Raw genomic sequence first — 23,031 nt, 5'->3', positions numbered from 1 at the left:
ACAGCACGCGGTACGGCAACGGCCGGCACGCCGGGAGAGGGCAACCTCCCGGCGTGCCGGCCGTTGCCGGTCAGGTGCGGAGTTGTTCGTGCATGAGCAGGAAGGCGCCCAGGCCGTGTAGGTCGTTGGTGTTGCGTTTGCGCGCGTAGTAGTAGTTGAGGTCGCCGACGTTGGTGCCCTCGGAGATGTCGTGGATGTTGGTCAGGCCGTCGGCGCCGGTCTTGACCTTGGCCAGGACGCCTTGGTAGCCGCGGTCGGCGACGCGCTGGTAGGCGCGCGGAATGTAGCCGCGCTGGACGGCCGCGTCGATCATCAGGGTGTACATGGACGAGGCCGAGGTCTCGGTCCAGTTGTCCGGGTCGTCACCCCGGTCGACCACCTGGAACCAGCGGCCGGTGCGGCGGTCCTGGTAGCGGGCCAGGCCCTTGGCCAGGTGCTGCACGAAACCGATGATCTGCTGCCGGCGCGGGTGGTCCTTGGGCAGCATGTCCAGGATCTCGATGTAGGTGATGGCCGACCAGCCGAAGGCGCGGGCCCAGAAGAAGCTCGAGGTTCCGGTGTCCGGCTTGGGTTTCGGATCCCACGGGGCGTCCCGGTCGCCGTCGTAGGCATGCCACATCAGCCCGTTGTCGGCCTTGAGCCGGGTGAAGTAGGTGACCAGGTTCCTGGTGACCTCCTCGGTGGCGTACTGCTCGTCGCCGTAGGCCTGGCCGTAGCGCATCAGGAACGGCTGGGCCATGAACACCCCGTCCGCCCACAGCTCGTTGGTCTTGCTGGTGGCGTGCCACATGCCGCCGTCGGGGGTGCGCGGGTAGGTGGTGATGCGGGTGCGGATCTGGTCGGCCGCGGCCTTGTAACGCGGGTCGCCGGTCTCCTTGTGCAAGAAGATCAGGATGTTGCCCGGCTGCATCGCGTCCAGGTTGTTGAAGCTGTGGTTGACGTGCCCGTTGGCGTCGACGTGGTAGTCGGCCCACTTCTTGATGTAGGCCAGGTACTTCGGGTCCTTCAACCGCTGGTACACCTTGTACATCCCGTAGAGGAACAGGCCTCGGGTGTAGCCCCAGCCGCCGATGGCCTGCGGGTCCGGGTTGCGCGCGATGGTCGAGTCGAGGACCGCCTTGGACCAGTCGGTGGCGGGTGGGGCGGCTTGGGCCATGGGCGTGGTCACCGACAGGGTGAGGGCGCCCGCGGTGGCCACGGCGGTGGCCACCCGCGTCAGCAGGTTCACACATCCTCCTACGTGCGTTGGGACAACTGCTCGTGCATGACCACGAACGCGGCGAGTCCGTGCAGGCCAGCGTCACCGCCAGTGCCGCGCCGCGCACGATCGGTCGCCGGAGACTCCGCCGTTTCGATGCCATCGAAGCTCCTCAACGCACGACGCCGTGCTGCTCGATCGGAAAGCGATTCCCTCCTAATGGCGGTCCGGGGCGGTGTGGGGGCGCACACACTTTATCCTCCGATGTCTGGCGGTCAAGACGGCCAGAAGTAGGCCCTGGACGATCGATGTGGGCCGTTCGGCGGGCAAGTGACCCGATGTTTTCATGTGGGTGAACCAGCGGGCGTCATTCGTTCGTGCGGGTAGATAAAGATCACCGGCAAACCGATGCAACCTCCGTGCAGTCTCATGCGCCCTTACGGGTAGACAGTGCACTGAACGGGTGAGCAGGCTGTGGAGAGGGGAGTGCGTTCCGTGTTGGTCGCACGAGCGACGGGGATACTGAAACTCATTGGGCTGTGCGTGGTGGCCGGTTTGGTGGTCGCCGCGATCGCCTTCCCCGTCGTCGGTGGGGCGGGGCTGTTGTCGAACCGGGCCAGTGAGACGGTCGACCAGTACTCCGCCGAGCTGGCCCAGGCCGACCCGCCGCTGCTCACCACGATCACCGACAGCAAGAACAAGCCGATCGCCTACCTCTACGACCAGGACCGGGAACTGGTCGACAGCGCGGGCATCTCGCAGAACATGAAGGCGGCCATGGTCGCCATCGAGGACCACCGCTTCGAAGAGCACAACGGCGTGGACTGGAAGGGCACCCTGCGCGCCATGGTCAAGGGCGTGCTCGGCCAGCGGGTCGAGGGCGGCTCCTCGATCACCCAGCAGTACGTGAAGAACTACCTGGCCTACGTGGTCGCCAAGACCGACATCGAGCGGGAGAAGGCCAGCGAGGTCACCGCGGCCCGCAAGCTGCGCGAGGTGCGCATCGCGCTGCAGCTGGAGCGCACGCTGAGCAAGGACGAGATCCTCACCCGCTACCTCAACGTGGTGCCCTTCGGCGGCCAGATCTACGGCATCAAGTCCGCCTCCCGGCACTACTTCGACAAGCTGCCCAAGGACCTCACCGTGCCCGAGGCCGCCTACCTGGCCGGTCTGGTGAACAAGCCCTCCCGGCTCGGCTCGGAGAACCCGGAGGAGGCCAAGAAGCGGCGCGACCACGTGCTCAAGCGGATGGCCGACACCGGCGCGCTGTCCAAGGACCAGGCGCAGGCGCAGGAGCTCTACCGCAAGTTCCAGGAGGAGCCGCTCAACTTCGCGCTGGTCAAGCGCCGCCCGAACGACTGCGTGAGCGCGGACCACGGGCAGACCAACGGCTACTTCTGCGACTACGTGGTCGACTACCTGGCCAAGCACGGCATCAACAAGGACAAGCTCAAGCGCGGCGGCTACACCATCCAGACCACCCTGGACCAGGGCGCCAACGACGCGGTCAAGGCCGCGGCCGAGGGCGAGGTCAGCAAGAACACCGACGGCGTGGCCAACGCGATGGCCGTGGTCGAGCCGGGCAAGGACAAGCACCGGGTGCGCGCGCTGGGCGCCAACCGGGACTACGGCAACGACAAGGGCAAGAACCAGACCTCGTTCAACCTGCCCGCCGACGTCAGCCGGTTCGGCGCCGGGTCGATCTTCAAGATCTTCACCGCGGCCGCGGCCATGGAGGAGGGCAAGACCGGGGTCAACCGCACGGTCAACGTGCCCAACACCTACACCTCGCCGATCTACAAGAACGGCGGCAAGGCGTACACGGTGAAGAACGCCAGCGAGGGCGGCGACACCCAGATGACCCTGCAGAGCGCGCTCGCGCACTCGCCGAACACCGGGTTCGTCATCCTGGAGGAGCAGGCCGGGCTGGACAGCGTGGTGGACATGTCGGTGCGGATGGGCCTGCGGGACAGCATGAAGTCGGTCAACCGCGGCGGATCCAAGATCAACCCGGACGCCAAGGACGCCTCGCTGCGCATCCCGCAGGACAAGTGGGTCAAGGACAACAAGGTCGGCTCCTTCACCCTGGGCGTGACCGTGGTCAGCGTGCTGGAGCTGGCCAACGTCGGCGCGACCATCACCAGCGGCGGCACCTGGTGCCCGCCCACCCCGATCGAGAAGGTCCTCGACCGCAACGGCAAGCCGGTGGACATCAAGGAAGCCTCCTGCGAGCAGGCCATCGACCCCGGTCTGGCCGGGGCGCTGGCGCAGGGGCTGAGCAAGGACACCACCGAGGGCACCGCGGCCAAGGCCGCCAGGGACTCCGGCTGGAACCGGCCGATGATCGGCAAGACCGGCACCACGCAGAACCACCAGTCCGCCGGGTTCGTCGGCGCCACCCCGAACTTCTCCGGCGCGGTGCTCACCTTCTCTGACAGCCCCACCCCGAAGCCGATCTGCGACGGCGCCCAGCCCCGGCTGTGCTCCAGCGGCAACATCTACGGCGGCAAGGTGCCGGCCCGCACCTGGTTCGAGGCGATGAAGACCATTCACCAGGGTCAGGAGACCAGGCAGCTCCCGCAGGGGGACGGCCAGTACATGTGATCGGACTTACCATCGGCGAACTCGCGGTGCCAGTGCCGAATGGCCGTATTTTTCGCCGGTTGGGGACAGCGGAGTAAATAACTCGATAAGTCGTCGCGGCCCGTATTCAGCGCAGTACTGCGGGTCGCGACTACTTGCCTGTCCAGCGGTTTTGTCTCACCCGAACGTCGCAACACAAACCAACTTCTGTCGGGTGATGAATTAGTAAACCGTCGTTACTGTCCGCATCACGGCTCGGATCACGCATGTCCGAGGTCACCCCTGCATTTCGCTGGAGGTAGTCGATGCGGCGAAGGAGTCGCGTTTTCCTGGTGGCCATCACCGCCAGTTCACTGGTCTTGAGCGCGGGCGCGATGAGCGCGAGCGGCGCGGCCGAGGACGAGCAGGTCCGCCTGGTCGGCGCGGACAAGTTCACCATCAGCCTGGACGGCGGCCGCACCTGGAGCAGGGAGCTGCCGCAGGCCAGCCAGATCCGCCTGGCCAACCGCAGCTTCGACCCGATCACCCAGGCCGAGACCGCGACGCCGGAGGACCTGCGGGCCCGCCAGGGCGGGGCCTACCTGGTGCAGTTCAAGGCCGCGCCGCTGGACGCCCAGCGCCGTGAGCTGGCCAGGCTCGGCGCGCGCGTCGGCGCGTTCATCCCCGACTACGCCTACGTGGTGCGGATGAGCCCGGCCACCAAGGAGCGGGTGGCCAAGCTCGGCTACGTCCGCTGGGTCGGCGCCTACCAGCCCGGTGACAAGCTGGCCCCGGCCGCCATCGCCGAGACCAAGACCGCGCGCTACGTGGTGACCCTGGTCGAGGCCGACGCCGCCGGGCAGCGGGCCGCCGCCGAGGCGATCACCCGCGCCGGTGGGCAGGTGCACGTGGTCTCGCAGAGCGCCCAGCACCTGGAGGCCACCCTCAGCCCGCAGCAGCTGCGCGCCACCGCGCACCTGGACCAGGTCCTCGCGGTCGACGCGGCCTCCGCGCCGGAGACCGACATGGACAACGCGCGCATCGACGGCGGCGCGAACACCATCGAGGCCGCGGGCGGCTACAAGGGCCAGGGCGTGGTCGGCGAGGTGATGGACTCCGGCCTGCGCACCACGCACCAGGAGTTCCGGGCCAAGCCGCCGATCATCCACGGCGCCGCGGGCACCAGCCCCAGTCACGGCACCGCCACCTACGGCCAGATCTTCGCCACCGGCGTCAGCCCCAAGCACCGCGGGCTGCTGCCCGAGGGCCAGGGCATCCACGCCGGTTACGGCGTCGCCGACCGGTACGCCCACTCCAAGGAGCTGGTCGACCCCAACGGCAAGTACAAGGCGGTGTTCCAGACCAACAGCTGGGGCAACGCGCTGACCACCTCCTACACCACGATCTCCGCGGCCATGGACAAGATCGTCTTCGATCTGGACCTGTTCATCTGCCAGTCGCAGAGCAACGCCGGCTCGCGCCAGTCGCGGCCGGAGGCGTGGGCGAAGAACGTGCTCTCGGTGGGCGCGCAGTACCACAAGAACACGCTCAGCCGCACCGATGACACCTGGAACCGCGGCGCCAGCATCGGCCCGGCGGCCGACGGCCGGATCAAGCCGGAGATCTCCAACTACTACGACGCCATCGACACCACCACCTCCACCAGCGACACCGCCTACACGCCCAGCTTCGGCGGTACCAGCGGTGCCACCCCGATCACCTGCGGCAACGCCGGTCTGGTGTTCCAGATGTGGGCCGACGGCGTCTTCGACGGCGCGCCTGGCAAGAAGCGGGACGTCTTCGCCAGCAGGCCGCACGCGGCCACGGTCAAGGCGCTGCTGGTCAACACCGCGAACCAGTACGCCTTCAGCGGTGAGAACCACGACCTGACCAGGGTGCACCAGGGCTGGGGCACCGCGAGCGTTGGCAACCTGTACAACCAGGCCAAGGGCAACAGTTGGAAGCTGCCGGTGCTGGTGAACGAGACCGACCTGCTCAAGGCCGGCGCGTCCAAGGCTTACCCGGTCGAGGCGGACGGCTCCACGCCGTTCAAGGCGACCCTGGCCTACACCGACCCGGCCGGTTCGCCGACCGCGGCGGTGTCCCGGGTCAACGACCTGACGCTGAAGGTCACCGCGCCCGACGGCACCGTGTACTGGGGCAATAACGGCCTCACCGCGGGCAACTACTCCACCCCCGGCGGCTCCCCGAACGCGGTGGACACCGTGGAGAACGTGATCTTGGAGAAGGCGGCCAAGGGCACCTGGAAGGTCGAGGTGCTGGCCGACCAGGTGAACGCGGACGGTCACCCGGAAACCCCGGAGACCGACGCGGACTACGCCCTGGTTGTCACCAAGTAACCCGGATGGGGAAAGCTGGCGGTGACCCTTCGGGGTCGCCGCCAGCTTTGCTTCCGGGGTTAAGGGGCGTGGTATGCGGGTTCTCGTGTCGGTGGACATGGAGGGCATCGCCGGGATCGTCGACGTCGAGGATGTCCGCCCTGGGGAACGGGAGTACGAGCGCAACCGGGCGCTGATGACCGCGGAGGCCAACGCCGCGGTGCTCGGGGTCTACGACGCCGAACCGGACGCCGAGGTACTGGTCTCCGACGCGCACGCCCAGTTCCGCAACCTGCTGCCCGAGCGCCTGGACCGCCGGGCCACGCTGCTGCGCGGCACGCCCAAGGCCTTCGGCATGATGGCCGGGATCGCCGAGGACGTGCACGCGGTGATCTTCATCGGCTACCACGGCCGGGCCGGGCTGGCCCATTCGGTGCTCTCGCACACCATCAACGGCTCGGTGGTCGCCGAGGTCCGCTGCAACGACCGCGTCCTCGGCGAGCTGGGCCTCAACGCGGCACTGGCCGCCACGCACGGCGCGGTGCCGATCCTGGTGGCGGGGGACGAGACGGTGGCCACCGAGGCCACCGGGGTGGCGCGGGGGATCTGGTCGGTGGTGGTCAAGCGCGCGCTGGGCGCCCGGGCCGCGGAGAACCTGCACCCGGAGGAGGCCTGCGCCCGGATCCGCGCGGCGGTGCCCCAGGCGCTGCGGCGGCGAGCCAGGGTGCGGCCGCTGCGCTTCGCCGGGGAGGTCGACCTGGAGGTGGACGTGCTGACCCCGGGCATGGCCGAGCACGCCCTGCTGGTGCCCGGCATCGAGCTGGTCGGCGAGCGCACCCTGGCCTACGAGGCCGAGGACTTCCCGACCGCCTACCGGGTCATCCAGCTCATCGCCCTGCTGGGCCGCCTGTGACCCGCGCGACCAGCCGGTAGCTCCGGCGTCCGCGCCCGGACCACGTTCGCTCCGGGAGAACCCCGCTCAGCCATGGGCGAACACGGCGTCCGCGCCCCCGCCCCGCTGCCAGGCTGACGCCCATGGACATCGAACCCCTGCTGCCGAACCTGACCCAGCTGACCTTCCCGGTCGGCCAGGCGTACCTGTGGCGCGACGGGAACGAGGCGACCATGATCGACACGGGGCTGGCCGGGTACGGCGAGCGGGTGCGTTCGGTGGTGACCGAGACGGGGGCCGCGCTGCGGCGGATCGTGCTGACGCACTGGCACGGCGACCACGCCGGCAGCGCCGCGGAGATCGTGGCGTGGAGCGGGGCCGAGGTGATCGCGCACCGGGCGGACGCGGCGGTGGTCAGGGGGGAGGCGGAGGGGTTGCCGCCGGTGTTCACCGGGGAGTGGGAGCGGGAGCTGCACGGGCAGATCTCGCCGGGGGTGCCCGCGCACCAGGCGTGCCGGGTGGACCGGGAGGTCGAGGACGGGGACGTGCTGGAGTTCGGCGGTGGGGCGCGGGTGGTGGGGATGCCGGGGCACACGCCGGGGAGCATCGCGGTGTGGCTGCCGGGCGGGGTGGTGTTCGTGGGGGACGCGGTGGCGAACGTGGGGGAGCTGAGCGTTGGTGTGTTCAATGTGGACAGTCAGCTGGCGCGGCGGTCGGTGGTGGGGTTGAGCGGACTGGAGTTCGAGGTGGTCTGTTTTGGGCACGGGCCGGCATTGCGGGCGGGTGGGGCTGATCGGCTCCGCGAGCTGGCGGCGGGGTTGGCTGCCTGAGCCGCCGCCCGACCGCTTGACCGACCGATCGCTCGACTGACCAACCGGCCGGTCGACCAACCGCCCGCGCCGTCCGCGCGCCGCCCGGCCCGCGCCGCCCGGCCCGCGTCGCCCGGCCCGTGTTGTTCGGCTCGCGCTAGCCTGGCCGGCCGAACCGCCGCCCGCCCGCGCCGCCCACCCGCGCTGGTTTGCTCGCGCTGGTTGGCTCTCGGCCGCGCCGCCTAGGCGGCCGCCCCGTCCTCCGTCAGCTCCGTCACCACCTGCTCGCACAGCTCGTGCGTCCGCAGCGCGTCCCGTAGGTCCGGCAGCTCTCCCGCCAGGAACGCCGTGCACACCTGCTCGATCCCGCGCCGCCGCGCCACCGGCGCCCACCCGTCCTCCGCCAGCCGGGTCACCCGCCCACCCTCGTGCCGGGTCACCTGGCCCAGGTCCGTCACCTCGACCTTCACCCCGCCGCCGGTGACCTCCAGCCGTTCCTGCTTGGCCCCGGCCCGCCGGTGCATGGTGCCGATCGCGGTGAACCCGCCGCCTACCACGGTCAGGCTGACCTGTTCGAGCTCGCCCTCGGTGACCACACCGTTGACCAAAGTTCGCTCGATCGGGCCCGGAGCCAGGAACCGCAGGGTGTCCACCACGTGGATGAAGTCATCGAAGACGATCTCGCGCACCCCGCCGCTGCCGCCGTCCTGGTTCTTCTGCAACACCACCAGGTCCCGCGGGCCGCGCGCGGCCTCGGCGTAGGCGGGCACGTAACGTCGGTTGAACCCGACCATCAGCGGCACCGCGAGCCGCTCGGCCAGCTCCACCAGGTCCCGCGCCCCGGCCAGGCTGTCGTCGAGGGGTTTGTCCACGTAGGTCGGCACCCCGGCCGCCAGCAACCGGCGCACCGTTGCCGCGTGCGCGGCGGTCGGCACGTGCACGAACGCCGCGTCGAGCCCGTGTGCCAGCAACTCATCCAGATCGGTGAACCGCCGCGGTCCGGGAACCCGGTACTGATCGGCGACCTCGGCCAGCCGCGCCGGGTTCCTGGTCATCAGGTGCAGGTCCAGCCCCGCCCGGGCCGTGATCGTGGGCAGGTACGCCTTCCGCGCGATATCGCCCAACCCGATCACCGCGACCTTGCCCGCCAACCCGGCCTCCTGTCCTCGGTCCGGCCGGGCGCGGCAAGGGACACCGGAACGGCACGCAGTTCGCGGATCCCCAGCCGAGCCCGCCAGCGCAGCTCGTCCTCGTCCCCGGCCAACAGCACATCACACGCCAGCACCGCCCGGACCGCCGCCTCCGCGACCACCCCCGCGACACCCGTGCTCCCGGCCCCGCCGTGCAGCACCTCCCGGACCACCCCGGCCAGCACCCGCGGATCGCGGCGCAGCACCGCCAGCTGCTGCGGGCAGCCGAGCAGCGTGAGCAGCGCGCCGGTGATCAGGTCCACGATCCGGGTGTACCCGGCGACCACCTCCACCGCGGACACCCGCGCCCTACCTTGGTGCGCGGCCAGTTCGGCCAGGTAGCCGTCCAGGTCGGCCCAGACCCGCGGCGTCACCGGCCCCTCGACCTCGCAGGCCGCCCGCACCCAGCGGCGCACATCGGCCCGGTCCGGCTCCGGCACCCCGGCCAGCTCCAGCACCACGCCCGCCGCCACCGGCTCGGCGAACTCCCGGACCAGCTCCGCCTCGCCCCGCGCCAGCAGCCCGTCGAGCACCCCGCCGACCAGCACCCTGACCCGCGCCCGCAACCGGCCGAGCCGCCCACTCACCGCGAACAAAGACATGTCCCCACGACGTGCAAGGGGGCTGAGTGGTTCATCAATCACAGATGATCGGTCGAAGGACTGTGGCCGGAAGATCAGGTTCGCGAGGTGGGCCGGGCGAGTGCGGCCGCGACTTGGCGGGCGAGGCGTGCCCCGGGGCGCAGCACCTGTGGCGCGAACTTGGCGCATCCGGTCGTGGTGGCTGGGACCGGACTGACCGGGGACCGGTCGTACTGGCTTGGCGGCCCCGGCGCGAAATGGCGGGTACTGGCTGGGGCGGACTGGCGGCGGGCGCTTGGCTGGGATGGGCTGTCGGCGGATCGGTGGTCTTGGCTGGGGGCGACCTTCACGAACCGCCCGCCCGTCCGAACCGACCGCCGGTCACCACTCGGTCGCGCCCAGCACCTCCCGCGCCGCCCGCACCGAATCCACCAGCGGATGCCCCGCCAGCGCCCGCAACGCCTTCTCCCGGCTCCCCGTCCGAGCCGCCGCGATTGTCTCCCGCTCCACCGCCTTCACCTGCTGCACCAAGCTCAACGCGGGCCCGTCCAGCGGATCCACCGCGATCGGCCGCGCCCCGTTGGAGTCCACCAGGCAGGGCAGCTCCACCACCGCGTCCGCGTCCAGCCCCGGCAGCGCGCCCCGGTTGCGGACGTTGAGGATCATCGTGGCGGCGCGGTTGGCGGTGATGGCGGCCATCAGGTCCAGGGCGACCTGTTCGTAGCCGCCGCCGTCGGTGTCGCAGGTTTCGCGGTCGCCGGCTTCGGCGATCTGGCGGGCTTCGGCGAGGTAGGTGCGTTCGCGTTCGGCGCGGGTTTCCTGCCAGGCAATGAGCGCGGTGCTGGGGTCGGCGAGGGCGCGTTCGTAGAAGGCCGCCTGCTGGTGGCGGAGGTACTCGCCGCGGGGCTGGGGGTTGGCCGCGATCTCGGTGGTGGTCTCGCGGGCGTAGTAGTAATAGTGCAGGTATTCGTTGGGGATGGCGCCCAGGGCGCGTAGCCAGTCCGGCTCGAACAGACGGCCTTCCTCGAAGGAGCGGAGCTTGGTCTCATCGGCCAGCAGTTCCGGCAGGCGGTCGCGGCCGTTGACCTGGACGCCGCGCAGCCAGCCGAGGTGGTTCAGGCCCGCGTAGTCGAACCAGGCTTGCTCGGCCGGGATGTCCAAGGCCGCGGCGACCCGGCGGCACAGGCCGATGGGGGAGTCGCAGATGCCGATGACGCGATCGCCCAGCACCGCGGACATCGCCTCGGTGACGGTGCCCGCGGGGTTGGTGAAGTTGATCGTCCAGGCCTCGGGGCAGTAGCGGGCGATGCGTTCGGCGATGTCCATGGCCACCGGCACGGTGCGCAGCGCGTAGCTGATGCCGCCGGCGCCCACGGTCTCCTGGCCGAGCAGGCCCGCTTCGATGGCGTGGCGTTCGTCGGCGCTGCGGCCGGCCAGGCCGCCGACGCGGATGGCGGAGAAGACCACGTCCGCGCCGCGCAGGGCGTCGTCGAGGTGGGTTCGGGTGACCAGCTTGGGCCGCCACGGCGCGTCCGCGGCCTGGGCGTCGAGCACCGCGGTCACCGCGGTGAGGCGGTCCTGGGACACGTCGTGCAGCACCAGCTCGTCGACCAGCCGGTCCGGATCGGCCAGCAACCGGCCGTGCACCAGGGGAACGCGGAAACCGCCACCGCCGAGGATCACCAGTCTCACGCGCACCGACATTAACACTCTGGAACACACCGGGGCCGATCGTGGTTGTCAGTGTCGTCCGGGCGGGGGAGACTCTGCGCCTGATCGAAACGGGGTCAGCCCGAACAATGCGCGTAGCGGGGAGGGAAACGGTGTCGAGCCAGCCGCCTACCGAGTTCGACGTCCTGTTGTCCGGTCCGGTCTTCCTGGACCTGATCTTCACCGGACTGCCCCAGCTACCCGAGAGCGGCACCGAGGTGTGGGCCAGCGGCCTGGGCTCCAGCCCCGGCGGCATCGCCAACCTCGCCGTCGCGCTGGCCCGCCTCCAGCTGCGCACCACCCTGGCCTCGGCCTTCGGCGAGGACATGTACGGCGACTTCTGCTGGGACACCCTGGCCAACCAGGAACAGGTCGACCTCAGCCACTCCCGCCGCTTCTACGGCTGGCACTCCCCGGTCACCGTCTCGCTGGCCATCAACCGCGACCGCAGCATGGTCACCCACGGCCACCCCTCCCCGGTCACCGCGGACGAGCTGCTCACCGAACCGCCCAAGGTGCGCGCCTGCTTCGTGCACGTCGACCACGAGAGCGACAACTGGGTGCGCACCGCCAAGGCCAACGGCGCGCTGCTGTTCGCCGACGTCGGCTGGGATCCCACCGACCAGTGGCGGCCTGAGCTGATCCAGCAGCTGCACGGCTACGACGTGTTCCTGCCGAACACGGTGGAGGCGCTGCGCTACACCCGCCAGGACGACGTGCGCCTGGCCGCGCGGCAGCTCTCGGAGGTGGTGCCGACCGTGGTGGTCACCAGGGCCGGCGGCGGGGCCTACGCGGTGGACTCGGCCACCGGCGAGGAGGCCGACGTGTGCGGCATCAACGTGGCCGCCATGGATCCCACCGGCGCGGGCGACGTCTTCGGCGCTGGGTTCACCTACGGCACCCTGGCCGGCTGGCCGCTGGTGGACCGGGTGCGCTTCGCCAACCTGTGCGCCGCGTTGTCGGTGCAGCACTTCGGCGGCTCGCTGTCCGCGCCCGGCTGGTGCGACATCGCCGCCTGGTGGCGGCACCTGGGCCGCCGCGAGGACGAGGCGCTGCGCGGATACCACTTCCTGGAAGACCTGCTTCCCACTCATGGCTGTGCCACGGTGCGCAGGGCAAGTGCCACGATCGGACTGCGGGGCAGGCCGTAGCACCGGCGGAGGGAGGACGGGGATGACGGGCTCCCGATGGCGGGCCGCGCTGGCCGCGGTGACCGCGTTCGTGGTGCTGGCCGGGTGCGTGCCCGGCTCGAACCTGCCGAACACCCGGCCCAGCGACCGCCAGGCCCGCGACATCAGGACCGACCCGGCGGGCATGGGCGAGCTGACCCTGACCGTGTGGGACCAGGAGGTCCGTGGCGGGCAGGACAAGCAGATGACCGCGCTGAACGCGGAGTTCCAGCGCAAGTACCCGAACATCACCATCAACCGGGTGCCGCGGTCCTTCGACGACCTGCGGAACACCACCAGGCTCGGCCTGACCAGCGTGCAGGCCCCCGATGTCGTGCAGGTCAACAACGGCAGGCAGGACATGGGGGCCTTCGTCAAGGCCGGGCTGCTCCAGCCGCTGGACGGCTACGCCGAGGCCTACCGCTGGCAGCAGCGGTTCCCGGACTCGGTGCTGCGGCTGGCCCGCTACCCGAACTCGGGCAACCCGCTGGGCGAGGGCAAGCTGTACGGGCTGCCGCAGGGCGGTGAGCTGGTCGGCGTCTTCTCCAACAAGGAGAAGCTGGCCAGGCTCGGCATCTCCCCGCCGCGCACGTGGGCGGAGTTCGACGCCGCGCTGCGCAAGGCCAAGGCCGCCCGCGAGGTGCCGATCCAGTTCGGCAACCTGGAGAAGAGCGCGGGCATCCACCTGTTCGGCTTCGCGCTCAACCGGTTCGCGCCCACCGAGGACGCCTTCAAACTGGCCACCGGCAGGCAGGGCGTGTTCTGGTCCGACGCCAACCCCCGGTCCGCGGCCGAGCTCCTGGTGAGCTGGGTGGAGCAGGGCATGCTGACGCCGGGGTTCTCCGGGCTCGGCTCGGACGCGGCATGGCGGGAGTTCGCCGAGGGCAAAGGGGTTTTCCTGGTCAGCGGCACCTGGTTGATGGCCGATCTGGAGGCGGCGATGGGGGACAGGGTGGGCTTCGGACTGCCACCGATCGACAGTGGCAAGGTCGCGGTGACCGGGGGCACGAGCGTGCCGTTCGCGGTCAGCGCGCGCAGCAAGAACCCGGACGCGGCGGCGGCCTACATCGATTTCGTGACCTCCTCGCGGGGCATGGCGCTGATGGCCGAGCACGCGAACCTGCCGGTGGTGGAGGCGGCCAGCCAACGGCCGCCGACGGCGTTGCGCGCCGAGGTGTTCGACTCCTGGGCACACGCCTCGGAAACCGGTGGCCTGGTGCCGTTCCTGGACTACGCCACCCCGACCGCCTACGACACGGTCACCAGCGTGGTGGAGCAGTTGCTGGCCAAGGGGTTGAGCCCGCAGGAGTTCCTGGCCAAGCTGCAGGCCGACGTGGACGCCTCCCGTGGCGGCCGGTGAGCCGCGCCGGGTCGGGTACCTGTACGTGGTGCCCGCCCTGGCGGTCTACGGCGCGTTCCTGCTGTTCCCGTTGCTGCACAGCGCGTGGATCTCGCTGTTCGAGTGGGACGGCCTCACCCTGGGCACCTGGGCGGGGCTGGACAACTACCTGACCCTGTTCGCCGAGGACGGTCTGCGCTCGGCGTTCGGGCACGCGCTGGTGCTGATCCTGTTCTTCGCGGTGCTGCCGGTGATCCTCGGTCTGGTGCTGGCCTCGGCGCTGCACCGCAGCCGGGTGCGCGGGCTGGCCTTCTTCCGCACCGTGGTGTTCCTGCCGCAGGTGGTGGCCATGGTGGTGGTCGCCGTTGCCTGGCAACAGATCCTGGCCCCGGACGGCCCGCTCAACGCCGCGTTGCGCGCGGTCGGCCTGGATGCCCTGGCGCACAACTGGCTGGGCGAGGAGAGCACCGCGCTGATCGCGGTCGGGCTGGTCGGCACCTGGGTGCAGACCGGGCTGACCGTGGTGCTGTTCCTGGCCGGGATCGGCCGGATCTCCGGTGAGCTGTACGAGGCGGCGCGGCTGGACGGGGCCGGGGTGTTCCGCGAGTTCCGCTCGGTGACGCTGCCCGCGCTGCGCCCGGACATCGCGGTCGCGCTGACCCTGACCGTGATCGCCTCGCTGCGCACCTTCGACCTGGTGTACGTGATGACCCCGCTGGGCGGGCCCGGCGAGTCGACCACGGTGCCCGCCTACGAGATCTACTACCGGGCCTTCCAAGCCGGGCAGGTGGGTTCGGCCGCGGCGATCGGGGTGACGCTGACCGCGCTGGTGTTCGCCTTGAGCGCGGTGGTGCTGCGCGTGGCGGGAGGCAGGCGATGACGGTCTCCCGCTGGGAACGGGCCGGGACCTACCTGGTGCTGCTGCTCTTCGCCGGGTACGCGCTGTACCCGGTGCTGTGGATCCTGTTCACCGCACTGCGTTCGGACACCGCGGGCCAGGGCGGCTGGCACCCGGAGAACTTCCTCACCGCCTGGACGCAGGGCCGCTTCGGCGACTACCTGGGCACCAGCCTGATCGTGGCGGTCGCGGTGGTCGCGCTGTCCACGCTGCTGTCCGTGCTGGCCGGATATGCCTTCGGCACCATGCGTTTCCGCGGTTCGGGGGCGCTGTTCTACCTGCTGCTGCTCGGGGTCACCATTCCCAGCCAGGCCGTGGTGGTGCCGCTGTACTTCGACCTGCGCGACGTCGGCCTGCTCGACACCTACGCCGCGCTGGTGCTGCCGCAGGTCGCGCAGTCGGTGGCCTTCGGCGTGTTCTGGATGCGCGCCTACTTCCGGTCCAGCTCGGCCAGCGTGGTGGAGGCCGCCCGGCTGGACGGGGCCGGGCACTGGCAGATCCTGTGGCGGGTGCTGCTGCCGATGGGCAGGCCAGCGGTGCTGACCCTGGTGGTGCTGGTGTTCATGTGGACCTGGAACGAGTTCCTGCTCGCCCTGGTCATGGTCACCGACGAGGGCCTGCGCACGGCCCCGCTGGGACTGCGGTTCTTCCAGGGCAGGGCGACCACCAGCGTGCCGCTGCTGGCGGCCGGATCGGTGCTGGTCGCGCTGCCGGTGGTGGTGCTCTACCTGTTCCTGCAACGACATTTCATCCGCGGCATGCTCGACGGCGCGGTCAAGGGTTGACTGAGGAGTACTGGTGAAGCGAGCTTGGCTGACCGGGCTGCTGCCGGTGGCCGCGGCGCTGGTCGCGTTGGTGGCCATGGAAGATCCGGCCACCGCGGTGGCCGAGCAGGCCGCGCGCCCGGCGGCAGACCTGGACGCGCTGTTCGTCGGCGCGCACCCCGACGACGAGGCGTTCGCACTGTCCACCTTCGGGCAGTGGCATGCCGACCACCGGGTCCGCGCCGGGGTGGTCACCATCACCCGCGGCGAGGGCGGCGGCAACGCGGCCGGGCCGGAGGAAGGCCCGGAGCTGGGCCGGCTGCGGGAGGCCGAGGAGCGCAGGGCGGTGGCCAGGGCCGGGATCACCGAGGTGCTCAACCTCGATGAGGCCGACTTCTACTACACGGTGAGCTCGCCGCTGACCGAACAGGGCTGGCAGCACAAGGATGTGCTGGGCAAGCTGGTGCGCGCGATCCGGCAGACCCGGCCGGAGCTGGTGGTCACCATGGATCCCGCGCCCACGCCCGGCAACCACGGCAACCACCAGTACGCGGCCCGCCTGGCCATCGAGGCCTACCGGGTGGCCGCGGACCCGGCCGCCTATCCGGAGCAGCTCCGCGAGGAAGGACTGCGGCCGTGGGCGGTCAAGCGGCTGCTCACCGGCGGGGCACGCGGCCGGCAGCCTGCCGGGCCGGACTGCGCGGCGAAGTTCACCCCGGCCGAGGCCACCGACCGGGTGTACGGGGTGTGGGACGGGCGTCCGTCCACTGTGGCCGGTCGCAGCTGGGCGCAGGAGGAGCGGTCCGCGCAACGGGAGTACGTGACCCAGGGCTGGGCCGGGTTCCCCGACGTGCCAACGGATCCGAAGCTGATCGGCTGCGACTGGTTCACCCAGGTGGCCAGCCGGGTGCCGTTCTCACCGACCGCGAACGGCCCGGACGGGCCCCTGCACGGCGCGCTCATCCCGGCCCCCGGCGGGTTGCCGCTGGGCACCGGGGCCGAGGTGGAAGCCGGGAAGTTCAGCTTGGTGGCCGGTGCCTCGGTGCCGGTCAAGGTCACCGTCACCGCTCCGGAGAACCGGGCGCTGACCAGGGTCGCGGCCAAGCTCGGGCTGCCCGCCGACTGGCAGGTCAGCGGGTCGGGGCGGCTCGGGACTGTCCTTCCTGGACGGTCGGCCACCGCCGAGTTCACCGTCACCGTGCCCACTGCGGCCAAGCCCGGCCGGGTGCGGATCCCGGTGGAGCTGAGCAGTGGCAACGCAACCGGGTACACCGAGGCCGTGGTCGCGGTGGTGCCGGAGCTGACCGTCGAACAGCAGCCGCTGCCGCAGGTCGCCCAGTTCCGCGACTGGGCGCAGCGCAGCGGGGTGCCCGCGCTGGCCGACCTGGTGCCGCCGGTGCTGACCCTGCCCTCCGGCGGTGACCGCGAGCTGCCGGTCCTGGTGCGCAACAACGGCTCCGCCACCCGCTCCGGCACGGTGACCATCACGCCGCCGACCGGGTTCAGCGCCACCGCCAGTCTGCCGTTCACCGGACTCGCGGCCGGGGCGAGCACCACTGTTTCCGGCAAGGTGACCAACACCGATGCCGGCCTGCGCACCGGCATGCAGGGCGGCGACTACCGGTACACCCTGTCCGTCACCGGTGTCAGCAGCAGCACCCCGGCCCTGGAACTGGTGCCGCGCACGACAATCCCGAAGGCCGCCACCGCGCCGACGGTGGACGGGGTGGCCGCGCCAGGGGAGTACGCCGGGCCGGAGCTGGACATCTCCACCCGCTGGGAAGGCGAGCAGTGCGCCTCCGCCGCGGACTGCTCGGCCAAGGCCAAGCTGGCCTGGCACAACGACACCCTGTACGCGGCGGTGACCGTCACCGACGACAAGCTGGGCAGTGTGCTGGCCGCCGCGGACTGCAAGCGGCACTGGCGCACCGACGCCCTGGAACTGGCCATCGACCCGCGCGGCAAGTCCGAGAACACCTCCACCACGCTGAAGCTGGCCGTCTTCCCGACGACCACCGAGGGCGGGCCCTGTGCGGCCAGGGACGCCGACAACTTCCAGGGCCCGGCCGCGGAAACGGTGCCAGGACTGAAGATCGCGAGCAAGGTGAGCAGCCCGTACACCGGCTACACCATCGAGCTCGCGTTGCCGCTGGCCGCGGTGCCCGGCGCGCTGGACCCGGCCAAGGTCGGGCTGAACCTGTTCGTCTACGACTCCGACACCCAGGACAAGACCGGCCAGACCCGGATCGGCTGGTCCACCTGGGGCGGCGTGCAGGGCGACCCGTACCGCTGGGGCCGCGCCACTTTCGACGGCTACACCCCGCCCGCCGGCCGCCCGGTGGAACCGCCACCGGCGAAGCTGCCGCTGATCGCACTGTCCTCTGTGGACTCCGCCCAGTCGGTGGCCCAGTCCGCCCGCACCGGGATCTCCCTCGGCGGCAAGCCGATCGCCAGTGGCCGGGAGGCGGCGCGGCTGCGTTCGGCCAGGGCGCACGGCGACACGGTGATCGCGGGAGTCCTGGGCGCACGCGGCACGGCGCACGTCTTCGTAGTGGACAAGGACGGGAAACTGTTGGGGCGTAAGACGGTAGAGCTGTCCAGGGGCTGGCGGGAGGTGCCCGTTCCGGTGACCGGCGGGCGGCCGGCCGAGGTGCTGCTCGGGTTCGAGACCCCGGATGGGAAGGTGGCCGCTTCCCGGGTCAGGGTTGGGTGGTGAGCGTGCTGGGCAGCTGACTCAGGCTGTGCAGGCAGTGCGCGGTCACCCCGTGATCGCCGATGCGGCGGCTCAGCTCCAGCGCGCGGGTCAGGTGTTCCCTGGCCTGGGTCAAGGAGCCGAGCCGCCGTAGCGCTTCACCGAGGCTGGACAGCAGCCGCGCCTCGCCCGCCGGTTCGTTGACCAGGCGCAGGCCGCGCTGGAAGTGCTGGATCGCCGCGTCCGGGCGGCCCAGCCGCTGGAAGCAGCCGCCCAGCAGGTCCAGGGTCAGCGCGTCCGGGGCGGCCCGGCCCAGCACCTCCACCGCCGCGCACAACCTCCCGGCGGCCAGGTAGGCCTCGCCGAGGCGGTGCGCGATGTCGGTGTCGCCGGTGCGGTCCCCGCTCACCCAGGCCTGGTGGTAGCGGGCGATCGCCCGGTCCAGCTGGCCACGCGAGCGGTGGATGGCGCCCGCGGTGGTCAGCAGGTCCACCGCCACCTCGTGCTGGCCGGTGCTGGTCGCGCTGTTCGCCGCGGCCACCAGGTTCAACAGTTCGGTGTCGCACCAGCCGTGCCCGGGATCGGCGCCCGCGGCGCGGTAGAAGTCCAGCAGGCGGCGCACCGCGGCCTGCCGGTTGTTCGCGCCCTCCTCGCGCAGCGCCCGCTCCCCGGCGTAGCCGCGCAGCAGGTCGTGCAGCTGGAAGGCCCCGCGCGGACTCGGTTGCAGCAGATGCGCCTTGGCCAGGCTCCGTAACAGCTCCGCCGCCTGCTCAGCCTCCATTCCGGACAGTGCGGCCGCGGCAGGCGCGTCGATGTCCACGCCCTGGTAGAGACCGAGCAGCCGGAACATCCGCTGCGCGGGCAGCGGCAGCGCGCGGTAGGACCAGCGGAAGGTGCCGCGCATCGCGGCCGAGCCGTCGGTGTCCGGGGCCATCCGTTCCAGGCGCTGGCGTTCCTCGCGCAGCTCGCCGACCAGGTCGGCCAGGTAGGTGTGCGGGCGGGCGGCCACCCTGCGGCCGGCGATCCGCAGCGGCAGCGGCAGGTAGCCGCAGTAGCGGGCCAGATCCGCCAGCGCGCCGGCCTGGTTGGCCACCCGGCCGGGCCCGATCAGCTCCTTGAGCAGGCCGGTGGCATCCGCGGGGGACAGCGGGCCGAGCGTGACCCGCCGCCCCGGCAGGTCAAGGGGCTCGTGGCTGGTGATCACCACGGTCACCCCCGGCAGGCCGGGCAGCAGCGGTTCCACCTGGGCCAGGTCGCGGGCGCCGTCGAGCACCAGCAGCAGGCGGCGGCGGATCAGCAGGGTGCGGAACAGTTCCGCGCGGCAGCTCTCCGCCGCCGGGATCTTCGCCGGGGCCACGCCGAGGCTGGTCAGGAAGTCGGCGAGCAGCTCGGTCGGCGGCACCGGTTCGCCGGGGCCGTGCCCGCGCAGCTCGGCGAACAGCGCGCCGTCGGGGTGCCGGTCGCTGATCCGGTGCGCCCAGGCCAGCGCGAGCGCGGTCTTGCCGCTGCCGGGCGGACCGTTGATCACCGTGACGGTGCCGGGCAGCGCGGTGCCCAGTGCGGCCAGTTCCTGTTCCCGGCCAAGGAAATCCGCGATGCCCAGCGGCAGCTGCGTGGGCACCGGACCGCGTTCGACCTCGCTGCGGCGGGGCATCGGCACGAAGATCTGGCGGCCGGTGCAGGCCCGCCTGGCCGCGACCAGGCACTGCCGCGCGCTGCGCCGCTGGCGTTCCAGGTGCGCCCGGCAGCGGCGGGCCCAGTCGCCGTCCACATCGGCCAGCGCGTCCCCCTGCCACTCCGAGAGGGCCTGGGCCAGGATGTCCGCCGCGGCCTGGTAGCGGCCACCGCGGGCGGCGGTACGGCCCCGGCCGACCAGCTGGCGGAACCGGTGCCAGTCCAGCCGCTCCAGGTCCACCTGCAGCTGGTGCTTGCCGTGCGCGCTGTGCAGCTGGGCCTCTGTCAGTGGCAGGGTCTCGCTGAGCTGGGCGAACTGGCTGCGCAGCGCGCGAGCGGGCCGCAGCGGCGGCGCGCCGTCCCACAGGTCGGCGATGACCTGCTCCTTCGGCACCGGGCGACCGTCGGCGAGCAGCAGGATCGCGAGCAGCCGTCGCAGTTCGGGTTGACCGATGCCGATTTGGCGACCGTCGACCCAGACCGAGACAGGCCCGAGGATCCGGAAGTCCACCAGCGTTCCCCCTTCGCCGGTCGAAGGACAGCAGCGGAGCGTCTTCACTGAGTGTGACACAGGATTCACGTGTTGTGGTCGTGAGCCGTGTCCCCCGATCTTGTGAGACCGGCGGTCACACTGGGTGGTGAGGCGAGGAGACACCGTGGTGCTGGAGGCATGGGTGACAGCGGTGACAAGGCTCGGCGGCGATTCGGACACGGCCCGGCAGAGCGGTGCGGAGCTCATCGAGCGGTACCGCGAGCCGCACCGCCGCTACCACGACCTCGCCCACGTCGAGGCGGTGTTGCGCGACTCGGCCTGGCTCGGCGCGGAGCTCGAACTGTCCGAAGTGGACACTGCGGTGCTCGCGCTGGCCGCGGCCGCGCACGACGTGGTCTACGACGGCGTGCCGGGCCAGGACGAGCGGCGCAGCGCCGAGTGGGCGCGCGAGCGGCTAGGCGCGGCGGGGGTGGCCGAGGCGCACCGGGCGGCGGTGGCGCGGCTGGTGCTGGCGACCATCGACCACCTCGGCGAGGACCCGCTGACCCTGGCGCTGCTGGATGCCGACCTCGCGGTGCTGGGTGGCACCGAGGCCGAGTACGACCGCTACGCGCGGGCGGTGCGGGCGGAGTACGCGCACGTGCCCGAGCCGGACTGGCGGCGCGGGCGGGGTGCGGTGCTGGCCGGGCTGATCGCGCGGGAGCCGCTGTACCGGAGCGCCCCGGCGCGGGCGCGCTGGGAGGCGCGGGCCAAGGCCAACCTAAAACGTGAAGAACATTCATTCGGCGGGTGACGACGGCCGCGCCCGGCCGTAGCGTCGACAGGCATGTGGCGCAGCGTGGTCACCGGAATGCTGGCAGTGGTGCTCGGACTCGCGGCGGTGCCCGGCGCACCCGCCCAGCCCGCGCGGTGGTGGTTCGACGACGGCCGGGCTGAGGTGGTCACCGTCTCGCCGGAGGGCACCTTCCGGGACGGGCACGGGCGCGAGGTGCTGCTGCGCGGCTACAACGTCTCCGGCACCGCCAAGCTCGCCGAGCACGGCGGCCTGCCCTTCCCCAGCACCGCCGAGGCCGCGGTGTCGGCGAGCAGCCTGCGCAGGCTGACCGGGGCCAACGCGGTGCGCTTCCTGATCACCTGGGAACGGGTCGAGCCCAGGGCCGGACAGATCGACCGCGGCTACCTGGACCGGGTGGCCGCGCAGGTCAAGGAGTTCCTCAACGCCGGGCTGTTCGTCTTCCTGGACTACCACCAGGACCTGTACTCCCGCTATCTGTTCAATGTGGACAGTTGGTACACCGGGGACGGCGCGCCGGAGTGGGTGGTGCGGGCCGGCGGCTACCCCAAGGAGTACTGCGAGGCCTGCGTCAACTGGGGCCAGAACATGAAGAACAACAAGGCGGTCACCATGGCCACCTACGACTTCTGGCACAACCGGCGGATCGAGACCGAGGCCGGCCCGCGCGGCATCCTGGACGCCTTCCTGGCGCAGACCGAGACCACGCTGAACCACCTGCGGAACTCCTTGAGCGCCACCGAGTTCCGGCGCGTCGTCGGCTTCAACCCGCTGAACGAGCCCTACGCCGGCCGCTACGACGAGGGCCAGCAGGGCCCGGCCTGGGAGCGCGACCTGCTGGCCCCGTTCTACCAGCGGGTGCGCGCGGCCATGGACCGCGCGGGCTGGACCGCCAAGCCGCTGTTCGCCGAACCGCTGGTGTACTGGAACATCAACACCTCCGTCTTCCAGGAGCCGGGCGGGCTGACCGAGATCCCGCCGCTGGGCCAGCGGTTCGTGTTCAACGCGCACTTCTACGACGCCAAGGCCCGCTCCGGCATCCTCAAGCCGGGCAAGGCCGGTGACGGCGAGTACACCGCCGACATCCGCGCGGTGCGGGAACGCGCGCAGTACCACCGGACCGCGCCGATCCTCACCGAGTTCGGTCACCCGATCACCGGCTTCACCTCGGACAAGACGCCCAGCATCCTCAAGGCCGCCTACCAGTCCCTCGACTCCGGGCTGGCCGGGAAGAACTGGTGGCGGGAGGCGCGCAACGCCGCCCCGCCGATGTCGGCCACCCAATGGCAGTGGGACACCAACAGCGGACGGCACCGGGAGCTGATGAACGGCAACCCGAACAAGGTGCTCACCGAGGCCGACGCCTGGATGGACGAGGACTTCTCCCCGGTGCACAAGGACAACAGCGGCGCCGTGGTGCCCAGGGTGGACCGGCGGGTGATCGACCGGGCCTACCCGCGCGCGGTGGCCGGGCGCACCCTGGCCTTCAGCTTCGAGGACCTCAGCCGGGACGGCGGCACGGTGCAGCAGTGGCAGCGGGTGCCGGCCGAACACCCCGCGATGGCCCGGCTGACCGCGGACCGGCGGCACGCGGTGCTCATCTGGCGGTCCACCGGCTCGGCCGCGCCCACCGAGGTGCAGCTGCCGGAGGATCTCGCGGCGGGCGCGCTGGTCTCGGATCTCGGGACCTTCGGCGCACTGCCCGCCTACAACGGCAGCGGGATCGGCGTGGAACGGCACGCCGGGGCCACGCGGCTGCTGCTGCCAGGCGGCCCCGCTGGCACCCTGCACGTGGCGCTCATCGCCCCGGCCACCACGGACCCGGCGTTGCTGGCCCAGGCCAAGACCGAGCTGACGGGGTGGGCCGCGGCCAGTTTCGGCAGCAGGTGACGCCCCGGCGTGCAGCCGAACGGAGCAACCGCCAGACT

Annotated in this window: 16 protein-coding genes; 11 read left to right on the top strand and 5 right to left on the bottom strand. The window is 71.4% G+C overall.

Annotated features, from left to right (window positions below; all coding sequences use genetic code 11):
* Window positions 1–70 precede the first annotated feature (70 nt).
* Window positions 71–1,228, bottom strand: a complete 1,158-nt coding sequence (locus tag ACWDY5_RS19465) for a glycoside hydrolase family 88/105 protein (RefSeq protein ID WP_449723579.1) — start codon at window positions 1,226–1,228, stop codon at window positions 71–73.
* 516 nt (window positions 1,229–1,744) lie between these two features.
* Here ACWDY5_RS19465 and ACWDY5_RS19460 point away from each other — a divergent pair.
* From ACWDY5_RS19460 to ACWDY5_RS19445, 4 genes are all read left to right on the top strand, one after another.
* On the top strand, window positions 1,745–3,802 hold the full coding sequence (locus tag ACWDY5_RS19460; RefSeq protein WP_449723578.1) for a transglycosylase domain-containing protein: 2,058 nt from the start codon (window positions 1,745–1,747) through the stop codon (window positions 3,800–3,802).
* Window positions 3,803–4,086: 284 nt separating this feature from the next.
* A complete protein-coding gene (locus ACWDY5_RS19455; protein ID WP_449723577.1) occupies window positions 4,087–6,120 on the top strand; it encodes a S8 family serine peptidase in 2,034 nt (677 codons plus the stop codon).
* Window positions 6,121–6,193: 73 nt separating this feature from the next.
* The gene (locus tag ACWDY5_RS19450) at window positions 6,194–7,012 is read left to right on the top strand and encodes a M55 family metallopeptidase (RefSeq protein WP_449723576.1); all 819 of its coding nucleotides are present in this window, start codon (window positions 6,194–6,196) and stop codon (window positions 7,010–7,012) included.
* Window positions 7,013–7,134: 122 nt separating this feature from the next.
* Window positions 7,135–7,821, top strand: coding sequence for an MBL fold metallo-hydrolase (locus ACWDY5_RS19445; protein ID WP_449723575.1), 687 nt, complete (start codon window positions 7,135–7,137; stop codon window positions 7,819–7,821).
* Between the two features lie 221 nt (window positions 7,822–8,042).
* Here the strand turns inward: ACWDY5_RS19445 and ACWDY5_RS19440 are convergent, their stop codons facing one another.
* From ACWDY5_RS19440 to ACWDY5_RS19430, 3 genes are all read right to left on the bottom strand, one after another.
* Window positions 8,043–8,951 (bottom strand): Gfo/Idh/MocA family protein, encoded by a 909-nt coding sequence (locus ACWDY5_RS19440; RefSeq protein WP_449723574.1) that lies wholly within the window; start codon window positions 8,949–8,951, stop codon window positions 8,043–8,045.
* Entirely contained in the window at window positions 8,930–9,592 is a 663-nt protein-coding gene (locus ACWDY5_RS19435; RefSeq protein ID WP_449723573.1) for a hypothetical protein, read from the bottom strand. The genes ACWDY5_RS19440 and ACWDY5_RS19435 overlap by 22 nt, the downstream gene beginning before the upstream one ends.
* Before the next feature lie 360 nt (window positions 9,593–9,952).
* A complete protein-coding gene (locus ACWDY5_RS19430; RefSeq protein ID WP_449723572.1) occupies window positions 9,953–11,263 on the bottom strand; it encodes a 6-phospho-beta-glucosidase in 1,311 nt (436 codons plus the stop codon).
* A gap of 131 nt (window positions 11,264–11,394) precedes the next feature.
* On the opposite strand from ACWDY5_RS19430, the gene ACWDY5_RS19425 reads away from it, so the two are divergent.
* The 5 genes from ACWDY5_RS19425 to ACWDY5_RS19405 are packed head-to-tail and all read left to right on the top strand — an operon-like array spanning window position 11,395 to window position 18,167.
* Window positions 11,395–12,432, top strand: coding sequence for a carbohydrate kinase family protein (locus tag ACWDY5_RS19425; RefSeq protein WP_449723571.1), 1,038 nt, complete (start codon window positions 11,395–11,397; stop codon window positions 12,430–12,432).
* A gap of 22 nt (window positions 12,433–12,454) precedes the next feature.
* Entirely contained in the window at window positions 12,455–13,810 is a 1,356-nt protein-coding gene (locus ACWDY5_RS19420; RefSeq protein ID WP_449723570.1) for an extracellular solute-binding protein, read from the top strand.
* Entirely contained in the window at window positions 13,797–14,669 is an 873-nt protein-coding gene (locus ACWDY5_RS19415) for a carbohydrate ABC transporter permease (protein WP_449723569.1), read from the top strand. The genes ACWDY5_RS19420 and ACWDY5_RS19415 overlap by 14 nt, the downstream gene beginning before the upstream one ends.
* A complete protein-coding gene (locus ACWDY5_RS19410; protein WP_283660034.1) occupies window positions 14,666–15,472 on the top strand; it encodes a carbohydrate ABC transporter permease in 807 nt (268 codons plus the stop codon). The genes ACWDY5_RS19415 and ACWDY5_RS19410 overlap by 4 nt, the downstream gene beginning before the upstream one ends.
* A 13-nt stretch (window positions 15,473–15,485) precedes the next feature.
* Window positions 15,486–18,167 carry a sugar-binding protein gene (locus tag ACWDY5_RS19405; RefSeq protein WP_449723568.1) on the top strand — a complete coding sequence of 894 codons (2,682 nt, stop codon included), beginning with the start codon at window positions 15,486–15,488 and terminating at the stop codon, window positions 18,165–18,167.
* Here ACWDY5_RS19405 and ACWDY5_RS19400 read toward each other — a convergent pair.
* A complete protein-coding gene (locus ACWDY5_RS19400) occupies window positions 18,151–20,328 on the bottom strand; it encodes a tetratricopeptide repeat protein (RefSeq protein WP_449723567.1) in 2,178 nt (725 codons plus the stop codon). The two genes, ACWDY5_RS19405 and ACWDY5_RS19400, sit on opposite strands and share 17 nt — an antisense overlap.
* 163 nt (window positions 20,329–20,491) lie before the next feature.
* Between ACWDY5_RS19400 and ACWDY5_RS19395 the strand changes: the two genes are divergently transcribed.
* Together ACWDY5_RS19395 and ACWDY5_RS19390 are read left to right on the top strand one after the other, a co-directional pair.
* The gene (locus ACWDY5_RS19395) at window positions 20,492–21,103 is read left to right on the top strand and encodes an HD domain-containing protein (protein WP_449723566.1); all 612 of its coding nucleotides are present in this window, start codon (window positions 20,492–20,494) and stop codon (window positions 21,101–21,103) included.
* 33 nt (window positions 21,104–21,136) lie between these two features.
* Window positions 21,137–22,993, top strand: a complete 1,857-nt coding sequence (locus ACWDY5_RS19390) for a cellulase family glycosylhydrolase (RefSeq protein WP_449723565.1) — start codon at window positions 21,137–21,139, stop codon at window positions 22,991–22,993.
* The last annotated feature ends 38 nt before the right edge of the window (window positions 22,994–23,031 follow it).

The organism is Crossiella sp. NPDC003009 (assembly GCF_053591555.1).
The sequence above is the reverse complement of the archived record's forward strand: the minus strand, read 5'-3'. Positions and strand labels throughout refer to the sequence as shown.

Bases quoted from the DNA above. Each gene is read 5' to 3' on its own strand.
- ACWDY5_RS19435 (WP_449723573.1), bottom strand. From the start codon at position 9,592: ATGTCTTTGTTCGCGGTGAGTGGGCGGCTCGGCCGGTTGCGGGCGCGG.
- ACWDY5_RS19420 (WP_449723570.1), top strand. From the start codon at position 12,455: ATGACGGGCTCCCGATGGCGGGCCGCGCTGGCCGCGGTGACCGCGTTC.
- ACWDY5_RS19455 (WP_449723577.1), top strand. From the start codon at position 4,087: ATGCGGCGAAGGAGTCGCGTTTTCCTGGTGGCCATCACCGCCAGTTCA.
- ACWDY5_RS19450 (WP_449723576.1), top strand. From the start codon at position 6,194: ATGCGGGTTCTCGTGTCGGTGGACATGGAGGGCATCGCCGGGATCGTC.
- ACWDY5_RS19390 (WP_449723565.1), top strand. From the start codon at position 21,137: ATGTGGCGCAGCGTGGTCACCGGAATGCTGGCAGTGGTGCTCGGACTC.
- ACWDY5_RS19445 (WP_449723575.1), top strand. From the start codon at position 7,135: ATGGACATCGAACCCCTGCTGCCGAACCTGACCCAGCTGACCTTCCCG.
- ACWDY5_RS19410 (WP_283660034.1), top strand. From the start codon at position 14,666: ATGACGGTCTCCCGCTGGGAACGGGCCGGGACCTACCTGGTGCTGCTG.